The sequence below is a fragment of the Streptomyces sp. NPDC005899 genome, from assembly GCF_040629645.1.
Lineage (GTDB): Bacteria > Actinomycetota > Actinomycetes > Streptomycetales > Streptomycetaceae > Streptomyces.
Genome location: NZ_JBEXWB010000206.1, coordinates 1 through 11,450 on the forward strand (window position 1 = coordinate 1; position 11,450 = coordinate 11,450).

Consider the following 11,450-nt stretch of genomic DNA (forward strand, 5'->3'; position numbering starts at 1 on the left):
GCCACCCGGCGGAGGCCGAGCGAGGCGGAAAGGATGACGCCGGTCAGTCCCAGGCCCCCCGCTGTCGCGTCGAACAGCGGGGTCGCCGGCCGCACTGCTCAACCGGACCTCCGCGGCCTTCCTGGGCGAGCTGCGCCATCGCGGGGCCGCCCTCTCCCGCGGCGGTGCGCTCCAGCGCATCTCCGCCTTCCTCCACCCGCTGGACGTCCTGCCCCACTGGAACCGCCTCTACGGGCGGGCCGGTTTCGTGCGCTACCAGTTCGCCGTCGGACACGGGCAGGAGGAGACGGTGCACCGCATCGTGCGCAGGCTGTCGGCCCGCCGCTGCCCCGCCTTCCAGGCCGTGCTCGAACGCTTCGGGGACGCCGGTCCCGGCTGGCTGTCGTTCCCGGTGCCCGGCTGGACCCTCTCCTTCGGGCTGCCCGCCGGGCTGCCCGGGCTCGCGCGACTGCTCGACGGCCTGGACGACGAGGTGGCGGCGGCGGGGGGCCGCGTCTGCCTCGCCGAGGACGCGCGCCTGCGCCCGGACGCCGTCGCCGCGATGTACCCGCGGCTCGCGGAGTTCCGCGCCCTGCGTGCGGAGCTGGACCCGGCCGGGGCCTTCCGGTCGGACCTGTCCCGCCGCCTCGGACTCTGAGCCCGGGCCCGGTCCGGACCCGCTCACCCCTCCACCCGTCCGCCCCGTGCGGGCCACGTCCCCAGGAGTCACCCGTGAAGGACGCCTTCGGTGCCCCTCAGTCCCTGCTCGTCCTCGGTGGCACGTCCGAGATCGGGCTGGCCACCGCGCGCCGGCTGATCGCCCGGCGCACCCGCACGGTCCGGCTGGCCGGCCGCCCCTCCCCCGCCCTGGACCGGGCCGCCGCCGAGCTGCGCGAGCTGGGCGCGGACGTCCGCACCGTCGCCTTCGACGCCCTCGACCCGGCATCGCACGAGGAGGTGCTCGGCAAGGTCTTCGCCGACGGTGACGTGGACGCGGTCCTGCTGGCCTTCGGCATCCTGGGGGACCAGGCGCGCGACGAGGAGGAGCCCCTCGCCGCGGTCCGGGTGGCGCAGACGAACTACACGGGTGCCGTCTCCGCCGGTCTGGTGTGCGCCGGCGCGCTCCAGGCGCAGGGCCACGGTTCGCTGGTGGTGCTCTCGGCGGCGGCGGGCGAGCGCGCCCGGCGGGCCGACTTCATCTACGGCTCCAGCAAGGCGGGCCTGGACGTCTTCGCGCAGGGGCTCGGGGACGCGCTGCACGGGACGGGGGTGCACGTGATGGTCGTACGCCCCGGCTTCGTACGCTCCCGGATGACGGCGGGGCGCGAGGAGGCACCGCTCGCCACCACCCCCGGCGCGGTCGCCGACGCGATCGTGACGGGGCTGCGGCGGCGCTCGGAGACGGTGTGGGTGCCCGGTGCCCTGCGGGTGGTCATGTCGGCACTGCGCCACGTGCCGCGCCCGCTGTTCCGGCGGCTGCCGGTGCGCTGAGACGGCCGGTCAGGGCCGCAGGCGCCGTCCGTCCCGACGGCGGTGGGCCGGCCGAGCGGGCAGCGCCCCTGTCCCGCCGGACGTCCGCGGGGCCGGGCCCGTCAGGGCCGCAGCGTCGGCCGTCCCACGGGGCGGCCGCCCTGGGCCGGCACCGCGGTCGGGCCGCCCCCGGCCCCGAACGGGAACTCGCGGATCTGACGCCAGACACCGTCCGCGCCCTGCTCGTACAGTCCGAAGGAACCGCAGGTCCAGGCCGCCTCGTAGGAGGAGAGCTCCTCGTACGCGCGGTCCATCGCCTCCTCCGTGATGCCGTGGGCCACGGTCACGTGCGGGTGGTACGGGAACTGCAGCTCGCGCACCAGCGGTCCCGACGCCTCCCGCACCCGCTTCTGGAGCCAGGAACAGGCCGAGGCGCCCTCGACGACCTGGACGTAGACGACGGGCGACAGCGGCCGGAAGGTGCCCGTGCCGGACAGCCTCATCGGGAAGGGGCGGCCGGCCGCGGCGATCCCTTCGAGGTGTGCCTCGACGGCGGGGAGGTCCGCCGCCTCGGCCTCGGTCGGCGGGAGCAGGGTGACGTGGGTGGGAATGCCGTACGCGGCAGGGTCCCCGAAGCTCGCGCGCCGCTCCTGGAGCAGGCTGCCGTACGGCTCCGGGACCGCGATCGAAACGCCAAGCGTTACGGTCCCCACATCGTTCTCCTCAATCGTCGATGGTCGATTTTCGGCCGTACCGGCGGTCGTCCCGACGCAAGTGTGCCGTGTCGGGCCGTGCGGCCGCCAGGGTCCTTGGACTCAGTGCTTGGCCGGCAGAAGGCCCATGCGGTCGTAGGTCCGGGCCAGCGTCTCGGCGGCGACGGCCCTGGCCTTCTCCGCGCCCTCGGCCAGGAGCGAGTCCAGCGTCTCCGGGTCGTCCAGGTATTCCCGGGTGCGGTTCCGGAACGGCGTGACGAACTCCACCATCACCTCGGCGAGGTCGGTCTTGAGCGCGCCGTACCCCTTGCCCTCGTACTTCTGCTCGAGGTCGGTGACGGCGGTGCCGGTCAGGGTGGAGTAGATGGTCAGGAGATTGCTGACACCGGGCTTCTCCGCGGTGTCGAAGCGGATCACGGTGTCCGTGTCGGTCACCGCGCTCCGGACCTTCTTGGCGGTGACCTTCGGCTCGTCCAGGAGGTTGACGAGGCCCTTCGGCGTGGAGGCCGACTTGCTCATCTTGACCGCCGGGTCCTGGAGGTCGAAGATCTTCGCCGTCTCCTTGAGGATGTACGGCGACGGGATCGTGAACGTCTGCCCGAAGCGGCCGTTGAAGCGCTCGGCGAGGTCGCGTGTGAGCTCGATGTGCTGGCGCTGGTCCTCGCCGACCGGGACCTGGTCGGCCTGGTACAGCAGGATGTCCGCGACCTGCAGCACCGGATAGGTGAACAGGCCCACGGTGGCCCGGTCCGCGCCCTGCTTGGCGGACTTGTCCTTGAACTGCGTCATGCGGGACGCCTCGCCGAAGCCGGTGAGGCAGTTCATGATCCAGCCGAGCTGGGCGTGTTCGGGGACGTGGCTCTGGACGAAGAGCGTGCAACGCTCCGGGTCCAGCCCGGCCGCCAGCAGCTGCGCGGCGGCGAGCCGGGTGTTGGCACGGAGCTCCGCGGGGTCCTGCGGCACGGTGATGGCGTGCAGGTCCACCACCATGTAGAACGCGTCGTGGGACTCCTGGAGGGCCACCCACTGGCGGACTGCGCCGAGGTAGTTGCCGAGGTGGAACGAGCCTGCGGTGGGCTGGATTCCGGAGAGCACGCGGGGTCGGTCAGAGGCCATGCACTCATTGTCTCAGGTGCGGAACCGATCTCCGTCAAGCGGTGCGGGAAAGGCGGTTCGGCCGCGGCCGGGCGCGGGGGCGCGCCGCACCCGGAAGGTTTCCCCGTGGCTGATCCGACCGACGATACAAAGTGGGCACACCCCCGCCCACGCAGCACGACGATCGGAGACCCCGTGCCGACCACGGAAACCGCCCTCGCCTCCGCCGAGGCGCACAGCGCGCACAACTACCACCCGTTGCCGGTCGTCATCGCCTCCGCGGACGGCGCCTGGATGACCGACGTGGAGGGTCGCCGCTACCTCGACATGCTCGCCGGCTACTCGGCGCTCAATTTCGGCCACGGCAACCGGCGTCTGATCGACGCGGCCAAGGCCCAGCTGGAGCGGGTGACGCTGACCTCGCGGGCGTTCCACCACGACCGCTTCGCCGACTTCTGCGCCGGGCTGGCCGAGCTGTGCGGCATGGAGATGGTCCTGCCCATGAACACCGGTGCGGAGGCCGTGGAGACGGCGGTGAAGACCGCCCGCAAGTGGGGCTACCGCGTCAAGGGCGTGCCGGACGGGATGGCGAAGATCATCGTCGCCGCCGACAACTTCCACGGCCGCACGACGACGATCGTCAGCTTCTCCACGGACCACGAGGCGCGGGCCGACTTCGGCCCGTACACCCCGGGCTTCGAGATCGTGCCGTACGGGGACCTGACCGCGCTCGGCGCGGCGATGACCGAGAACACGGTCGCGGTGCTCGTCGAGCCGATCCAGGGCGAGGCCGGGGTGCTGGTGCCGCCGCCCGGCTATCTGGCCGGGGTGCGGGAGATGACCCGGGAGCGGAACGTCCTGTTCGTCGCCGACGAGATCCAGTCGGGCCTCGGGCGTACCGGCCGGACCTTCGCGTGCGAGCACGAGGGGGTGGTGCCCGACGTGTACGTGCTGGGCAAGGCGCTGGGCGGCGGGGTGGTGCCGGTCTCGGCCGTGGTGTCCTCGGCCGCCGTGCTGGGGGTCTTCCGCCCCGGTGAGCACGGGTCGACGTTCGGCGGGAACCCGCTGGCCTGCGCGGTCGCGCTGGAGGTGATCGCGATGCTGCGCACGGGAGAGTTCCAGCAGCGGGCGGCGGAGCTGGGCGACCACCTGCACCGCGAGCTGGGGCTGCTGGCCGGCGGGGGCGCGGTGACGGCCGTACGGGGGCGCGGCCTGTGGGCGGGCGTCGACATCGCCCCTGCCCTGGGCACCGGCCGGGAGATCTCGGAGAGGCTGATGGAGCGCGGGGTCCTGGTCAAGGACACCCACGGCTCCACGATCCGGCTCGCCCCGCCCCTGGTGATCGGCAAGGAGGACCTGGACTGGGGGCTGGACCAGCTCCGGGGCGTCCTGGCCGGGTGAGCGGCCCGGCCCGGCCGGGCCGCCGGGTCAGAGGATGACGTGCGGCAGGAAGCGGGCGTACCCGTCCGTGACCGGCCCCGCCGACTCCCGGATGCCCAGCCCCGCCGCCTCGTCGCCGACCACCCAGGCGCCGAGCACCACCCGGTTCCCCGCGAAGTCGGGCAGCGGTGCGAACTCCTGGTAGCAGCAGGTCTCCTCGCGGGTCACCGGCGCGCTGCCCGGCTCGTGCACGGTGACCCCGGCGCCCTCGCGGCCGAGGAGCGGCTTGGCGACGTAACCCGCCGCCCCGGCGCCCGCCAGTTCGCGCGGGCCGTCGAGGTAGGCGGGCAGCAGGTTGGGATGGCCGGGGTACAGCTCCCACAGGACGGCCAGCAGCGCCTTGTTGGAGAGGAGCATCTTCCAGGCCGGCTCGATCCAGCAGGTGGTGCCCGTGCCTCCGCCGTTGTCGAGGGTGTCCAGCACGTGCGGTCCGAACCGGTCGGCCGCCAGCCATTCCCACGGGTAGAGCTTGAAGCAGCTGCGGATGAAGCGGAGCCGCTCGTCGACGAAGCGGCCGGTGAGCCGGTCCCAGCCGATGCGCTCCACGGAGAGTGCCTCGGTGGTGATGCCGGCCTGCTCGGCGGTCTCGCGCAGGTAGGCGACGGTCATCAGGTCCTCGCCCAGCTCGTCGCCGTCGGAGTGGGCGAAGTGCACGGGTCCGGGCGGCAGGAGGGCGGCCTGCCGCTTCCAGGCGTCGACGAGGCGTTCGTGCAGCGAGTTCCACTGGTCGGCGCCGGGGAAGCGGTCCTCCATCCAGAACCACTGGGGGCCCGCCGCCTCCACCAGGGAGGTCGGCGTGTCGGCGTTGTACTCCAGCATCTTCGCCGGGCCGGAGCCGTCGTACCGCAGGTCGAAGCGGCCGTACAGGGAGGGGAGTTCGTCGCGGCGGCGCCACGACTCGGCGATCAGCCCGGCCAGCCGGCGGTCGGTGATGCCGAGGTCGGCGAAGCGGTCGTGCTCGACGATGTGCGCGGCCGCGGCCAGGCACATCGTGTGGAGCTCCTCCACCACTTCTTCCAGCGCCTCGACCTCGGGCAGGGAGAAGACGTAGTAGGCGCTCTCGTCCCAGTACGGGCGCAGCGATCCGTCCGGGTAGCGGGTCAGGGGGTAGATCAGCCCCTGTTCCTCGACGATGCGCTGCCAGCCGGGGCGCGGCTCGGTGGTGCGGCGCTCCACGGGTCAGCCTCCGCCGGTGCCCGAGCCGCCGAAACCGCCCCGGTCGACGGCGGACTTGTCGAAACTGCCGCCGGAGAGTCTGCCGTTGCTGCTCTTCCCCCCGTAGTAGTACGAGCCGCTTCCGCCGCTGTTCCTGCACTCGTAGTCGGGCAGTTCCTTCCGGGTCACCGGGTCGACACACCGTCTGTCGGGCTCGGACCCGCATGCGGTGAGCGTCGCAGCGAGGATTCCCACGCCGCCGAGCACCACCGTGCTGGACCGCAGTCTGCGTCTGGACATGTCCTGTGCCCCCGTCTACCGGTGAATCGTTCGGCTGCCGGTCGACCACCCGGCACCCGGTCAGATTAGATCCCTGCCCGGGCTCGTCGAAACCCGGTGCCGAGGCACGTCTCCCATGTCGGGACATCCGCGCGTAAGGCCGGCTCCCCTGCCGGTACCGGTCCGGCCGTGGGGGGGGGGGCCGCGGGCGGGGGGCCGCCCCCCCCGGGCGCGCCCCCCCAGACCCCCTCGCCGCCCCCGCGCCCGCCCCGCCCCCCCCCCCCCCCGCGCCGGCCGCGGCGGGGGGCCCCCCCGGGGGCCCCCCCCCCGACCCGCCTGTCGGCACCTGACCGGCCGTCACGGCAGCACCCGGCACAGGGCGTCCAGCGCCCCCTGCCAGCCGCTCTCCGACGGAGAGCCGTAGCCGATCACGAGTCCGTCCCGGACCGGATCCGCGTCCGGGTGCCGGAACTTCGACAGCCGCTCCAGGGCGAGTCCCTGCCAGGCCGCCGCGCGCACCACCGACCGCTCGGTCCCCGAGGGCAGTTCGAGCACCGCGTGCAGCCCGGCCGCGATGCCGCTCACCCGGCAGCCCGGCGCCCGCTCGGCGAGCGCCTCGACGAGCTGGTCACGGCGGCGCCGGTAGCGCAGCCGCACGGAGCGCACGTGACGGTCGTACGCACCCGACCTCATGAACTCCGCGAGCGTCAGCTGGTCCAGCGTCCCGGACATCCAGTCGGAACCGCCCTTGGCGTCGCACACCTCGCCCACCAGCCGCCGGGGCAGCACCATCCAGGCCAGCCGCAACCCCGGGGCCAGTGACTTGCTGGACGTGCCCAGGTAGACGACCCGCTCGGGATCGAGGCCCTGCAGGGCGCCCACGGGCTGCCGGTCGTAGCGGAACTCGCCGTCGTAGTCGTCCTCCAGGATCAGCCCCGCGTTCGACCGTGCCCAGTCGACCGCCGCGGCCCGCCGGTCCGGGCGCAGCGGCACGCCCGTGGGGAACTGGTGGGCCGGCGTCAGCAGTACCGCGCCCACCCCCCGCATGCCGCCCAGTTCACCCGTCCGGGCCCCGGATCCGTCCACCGGCAGGCACGGGGTGCGCAGGCCCTTCTCGGTCAGGAGGTCGCGGTGGATGTCCAGCCCGTACGACTCCACGGCCGTCTCCCGCACCCTGTGCCGCCGCAGCACCTTCCCCATCAGCATCAGGCCGTGGACGAACCCGGAGCAGACCACGATGCGTTCCGGATCGGCGTACACGCCGCGCGCCCGCGCCAGGTAGTCCGCCAGTACGGTGCGCAGCTCGATGCGCCCCTGCGGGTCGGCGTACCCGAATGCCTCGTCGGGGGCGGCGGCGAGCGCGCGCCGGGACGCCCTCAGCCACTCGGTGCGGGGGAACGTCGAGAGGTCCGGCGACCCGGGCATCAGGTTGTGCGCGGGGCGCCGCTCCTGGCGGGACCGCACCGGCCGGGTGACCGGCTGCCGGGCGACGGCCCGCTGCGCCACCCTGGTCCCCGAGCCCTGGCGTGCGGTCAGCCAGCCCTCGGCGACCAGTTCCGCGTAGGCGTCGGCGACGGTGTTGCGGGCCACGCCGAGGTCGGCGGCGAGCGTCCGGGAGGACGGCAGACGGGTGCCGGGCACCAGACGGCCGCCGCGGACCGCCTCCCGCAGTGCGTTCACGAGCCCGACGCGCACACCGGAGCCGACCGGTTCGATGTGCAGGTCGGCACCGAAAGCGGCCCAGGTATCCGTCATGGAAATGGACCATACCGGTGCGCCAACCACGCCGTAGCGTCATATCCATGACGACGCACACGCACACCTCCACCACCACGCACGCACCCGAGCACCCCGCCCGCCTGCCGTGGGCCAAGCTCTCCCCCGAGGTCTACAAGGCGATGGTCCGGCTGGACGCCGCGGCCTCCAAGGGACTCGACCCGGTGATCGTCGAACTGGTCAAGATCCGCGCCTCGCAGCTCAACCGCTGCGCGCTGTGCCTGGACATGCACTCGAAGGACGCCCTGGCGGCGGGCGAGTCGGTCGAGCGGATCATCCAGCTCGACGCCTGGGAGGAGTCGCAGCACTTCTACACGGAGAGGGAGCTGGCGGCGATCGCGCTGACGGAGGCCGTGACGGTACTGACCGACGGCTTCGTGCCGGACGAGGTCTACGCGAAGGCCGCCGAGCACTTCGAGGAGGCCGAGCTCGCCCAGCTGATCGCCGCCATCACCGTGATCAACGCGTGGAACCGCTTCGGCGTGACGACCCGGCAGGTGCCCGGTCACTACACGCCCGGGGACATCAAGCACTGAGCCGGCGGACGCCTGTCGGCCGGCGGGCTCGTGCCCGCTCCCCGGCTTCCCGCCCGCCCGCTGCCCCGCTTCCCGCCCTTCCGCCGGAACCGGCAACGCCTCCCAGCACCGGAGCACCGATGAACGAGCCCGTGTCCGTCTTCCGCGCCCTGCACCACGGCCGCTCCCCCGGCGACCCGCTGGTCCTGCCCGGCCCCTGGGACGCGCCCAGCGCACGGGCCTTCGAAGGGGTTGGGTTCCCCGCTGTGGCCACCCCGAGCGCCGGCGTCGCGGCCTGCCTCGGGTACGCCGACGGCCGGACGCCCGCCGCCGAGATGTTCGCGGCGGTCGCACGGATCGCCCGGGCCGTCTCCGTGCCCGTGTCGGCGGACGTCGAGGCCGGGTACGGGCTGGCTCCCGCGGAACTGGCCGAGCGCCTCCTCGAAGCGGGGGCGGTCGGCTGCAATCTGGAGGACTCCGCGGACGGGGTGCTCCGGGAGCCGGAGCGCCAGGCGGACTTCCTCGCCGGGGTCCGCGCCGCGGCGGGCGGGCGCCTCTTCGTCAACGCCCGTGTGGACACGTACATCCGGGGCGTCCCGGCCGGTACGGACGTGGTCGAGGAGACGATCGCCCGCGCCCGGCTGTACGCGGCCGCCGGCGCCGACTGCGTCTATCCGATCACCGCTCCGCCCGGCGACCTGCCCCGGCTGGCCGCCGCCGTCCCCGTCCCGCTCAACGCGCTCGGCTCCCTCGGCTCCGCCGACGGCCCCGGTTCACCCGAGAGCCGGTCCGACGCCGGGCGGCTGGGCGAACTGGGCGCGGCACGGATCACGTTCGGCCCGCAGATGCAGCGGTGGGCGGCCCGGGCCGTGCACGGCCTCGCCGGCCGGTTGCGCGGCCACTGACCCCGCACACACCCGTGGGCGCCTCCCGCAAGCAGATGCTCGCGGAAGGCGCCCACGCGTGCGGGCCCGGCCGGGGCCGGGCGCCGGTCAGATCAGGCCGAGCTCGCGCACCGCGTCGCGCTCCTCGGTGAGCTCCTTCACGGACGCGTCGATGCGCGCCCGGGAGAACTCGTTGATGTCGAGACCCTGGACGATCTCGTACTTCCCGTCCTTCGTGGTGACGGGGAAGGAGGAGATGATGCCCTCGGGTACCCCGTAGGAGCCGTCCGACGGGATGCCCATCGAGGTCCAGTCGCCCTCGGCGGTGCCGTTGACCCAGGTGTGCACGTGGTCGATGGCGGCGTTGGCCGCCGAAGCGGCCGAGGAGGCGCCCCGCGCCTCGATGATCGCGGCGCCGCGCTTGGCGACGGTCGGGATGAAGGTGTCGGCCAGCCATGCCTCGTCGTTGACGACCTCGGCGGCGTTCTTGCCCGCGATCTCCGCGTGGAAGATGTCCGGGTACTGGGTCGCCGAGTGGTTGCCCCAGATCGTCAGCCGCTTGATGTCGGAGACGGCGGCGCCGGTCCGGGCGGCCAGCTGGGAGATCGCGCGGTTGTGGTCCAGCCGGGTCATCGCGGTGAAGCGCTCGGCCGGTACGTCCGGAGCGGCGGCCTGGGCGATGAGCGCGTTGGTGTTGGCCGGGTTGCCGACGACCAGCACCTTGATGTCGTCCGCGGCGTTGTCGTTGATGGCCTTGCCCTGCGGCTTGAAGATGCCGCCGTTGGCGGACAGCAGGTCGCCGCGCTCCATGCCCTTCGTGCGCGGGCGGGCGCCGACCAGGAGGGCGACGTTGGCACCGGCGAAGCCGACGTTCGGGTCGTCCGTGATCTCGATGCCGCGCAGCAGCGGGAAGGCGCAGTCGTCGAGCTCCATGGCGGTGCCCTCGGCGGCCTTGAGGCCCTGCGGGATCTCGAGGAGTCGCAGGTTGACCGGCACGTCCGGGCCGAGCAGGTGGCCGGAGGCGATGCGGAAGAGCAGCGCGTAGCCGATCTGGCCGGCTGCGCCGGTCACGGTGACATTCACGGGAGTGCGGGTCATGGCGATCTCCGTTAGACAGCTGGCGGTAGGGGCCCCTGCCCCTGGTGCGGGACACCTCTGAATCTTGATGTGAAGAGATATCCGGCGTCAGGCTATCCGACGTACCCCCTCCCGGCCGCGCGCCCCCCTGTGGCGCCCCGCACACAGCGGGTCGCGTACCACGCCCGCCCGTCGCCGGCCACGCATCGTTGCCCGACGATCACACGATGGCGGAATGGTCACTTCCGTGCCACAGGGGCCGGGGTGGCCTTGTACGGCGTATCGCATGTCCATGACCATGAACCGTGGCAGGGCAAGGCCGCCGAGTCACCGTTTTCCGGGAGGTCTTGTGCGGACGGCCCGGCCGGGTGTCCGTCCCTCCTCGGGGGAGGGGACGGACACCACCTGCGCGGCAGACACGCCTAGCGGATCGTGAAGTGGACCGCGTCCTGGAGGAACGGGACGTCAAGCCACGGTTTCGGCTGCGCCATGAGGGCGAGCAGCACGATGAGCGTGCCCATCAGGCCGTACGTGACGAGGTCGGTGAACCGGGACCGTACGGCCAGCATGCCGACGGAGGGGACCACCCAGCGCAGCACCGCGCCCGCGAGCAGGGCGACGCCGATCAGCATCGTGCCGATCCTGAAGGCCTCGGTGAAGGGGTCGCCACCGACGAGGAGCAGGCCGGCTCCGGCGGTGCAGAGCACCGCGAGGAGGGGCCACTGCCGGGCGGGGGCGGGCGCGTCCTTCGGGGCGGCGCGGCCGCCGCCCTCGGGGCGCGCGGTGTCACGCGTGAGCGAGAAGCGGCGCGAGCGCGCCCTCGTGGAGCCGCCGCCCGCCTCGGACCCGGCGGTGTCGCCGGGCTCGGGCGTATCGCCGGGCTCGGACGTCCCCTGGGAGGCGGCCGCCTCCGCGGGCTCAGTCGTTCCCGCGGGTTCGGTCGCTTCCGCGGGTTCGGTCGCTTCCGCGGGTTCGGTCGCTTCCGCGGGTTCGGCCGCTTCCGCGGGTTCGGCCGCTTCCGCGGGTTCGGCCGCTTCCGCGGGTTCGGCCGACCCGGCGGATTTGGC

General features: G+C 73.4%; 11 protein-coding genes and 1 pseudogene. 5 read left to right on the forward strand and 7 right to left on the reverse strand.

Annotated features, from left to right (window positions below; genetic code table 11):
* Nucleotides 1-94: 94 nt before the first annotated feature.
* Nucleotides 95-637 (forward strand): annotated as a pseudogene (locus tag ABZ371_RS21380) (decaprenylphosphoryl-beta-D-ribose oxidase); the annotation flags it as partial.
* Between the two features lie 74 nt (nt 638-711).
* Nucleotides 712-1,470, forward strand: coding sequence for a decaprenylphospho-beta-D-erythro-pentofuranosid-2-ulose 2-reductase (locus tag ABZ371_RS21385; protein ID WP_358681998.1), 759 nt, complete (start codon nt 712-714; stop codon nt 1,468-1,470).
* Nucleotides 1,471-1,571: 101 nt separating this feature from the next.
* On the opposite strand, the gene ABZ371_RS21390 is transcribed toward ABZ371_RS21385, so the two are convergent.
* Both ABZ371_RS21390 and trpS read right to left on the reverse strand, forming a co-directional pair.
* Entirely contained in the window at nt 1,572-2,162 is a 591-nt protein-coding gene (locus ABZ371_RS21390) for a 2'-5' RNA ligase family protein (RefSeq protein WP_358682001.1), read from the reverse strand.
* Between the two features lie 102 nt (nt 2,163-2,264).
* The gene (gene trpS / locus ABZ371_RS21395; protein ID WP_358682004.1) at nt 2,265-3,278 is read right to left on the reverse strand and encodes a tryptophan--tRNA ligase; all 1,014 of its coding nucleotides are present in this window, start codon (nt 3,276-3,278) and stop codon (nt 2,265-2,267) included.
* Nucleotides 3,279-3,452: 174 nt separating this feature from the next.
* Between trpS and rocD the strand changes: the two genes are divergently transcribed.
* Nucleotides 3,453-4,658: an ornithine--oxo-acid transaminase gene (gene rocD / locus ABZ371_RS21400; RefSeq protein WP_358682007.1), complete on the forward strand. Its 1,206-nt coding sequence runs from the start codon at nt 3,453-3,455 to the stop codon at nt 4,656-4,658.
* A 27-nt stretch (nt 4,659-4,685) separates the two neighbouring features.
* Here rocD and ABZ371_RS21405 read toward each other — a convergent pair whose 3' ends face one another.
* The 3 genes from ABZ371_RS21405 to ABZ371_RS21415 form a co-directional block, all read right to left on the reverse strand.
* A complete protein-coding gene (locus tag ABZ371_RS21405; protein ID WP_358682010.1) occupies nt 4,686-5,873 on the reverse strand; it encodes a glutathionylspermidine synthase family protein in 1,188 nt (395 codons plus the stop codon).
* 3 nt (nt 5,874-5,876) lie between these two features.
* A complete protein-coding gene (locus ABZ371_RS21410; RefSeq protein WP_358682013.1) occupies nt 5,877-6,152 on the reverse strand; it encodes a hypothetical protein in 276 nt (91 codons plus the stop codon).
* Nucleotides 6,153-6,488: 336 nt separating this feature from the next.
* Nucleotides 6,489-7,886 (reverse strand): PLP-dependent aminotransferase family protein, encoded by a 1,398-nt coding sequence (locus ABZ371_RS21415; protein WP_358682015.1) that lies wholly within the window; start codon nt 7,884-7,886, stop codon nt 6,489-6,491.
* A 47-nt stretch (nt 7,887-7,933) separates the two neighbouring features.
* Between ABZ371_RS21415 and ABZ371_RS21420 the strand changes: the two genes are divergently transcribed.
* Both ABZ371_RS21420 and ABZ371_RS21425 read left to right on the forward strand, forming a co-directional pair.
* Entirely contained in the window at nt 7,934-8,443 is a 510-nt protein-coding gene (locus tag ABZ371_RS21420; RefSeq protein WP_358682017.1) for a carboxymuconolactone decarboxylase family protein, read from the forward strand.
* A 119-nt stretch (nt 8,444-8,562) separates the two neighbouring features.
* Complete coding sequence (locus ABZ371_RS21425) at nt 8,563-9,327, forward strand: isocitrate lyase/phosphoenolpyruvate mutase family protein (protein WP_358682020.1); 765 nt, start codon at nt 8,563-8,565, stop codon at nt 9,325-9,327.
* Between the two features lie 87 nt (nt 9,328-9,414).
* Here the strand turns inward: ABZ371_RS21425 and ABZ371_RS21430 are convergent, their stop codons facing one another.
* A complete protein-coding gene (locus ABZ371_RS21430) occupies nt 9,415-10,404 on the reverse strand; it encodes a malate dehydrogenase (protein WP_099173760.1) in 990 nt (329 codons plus the stop codon).
* A 401-nt stretch (nt 10,405-10,805) separates the two neighbouring features.
* On the reverse strand, nt 10,806-11,450 hold a 645-nt coding region (locus ABZ371_RS21435; RefSeq protein WP_358682023.1), incomplete at its 5' end, for a DUF3017 domain-containing protein.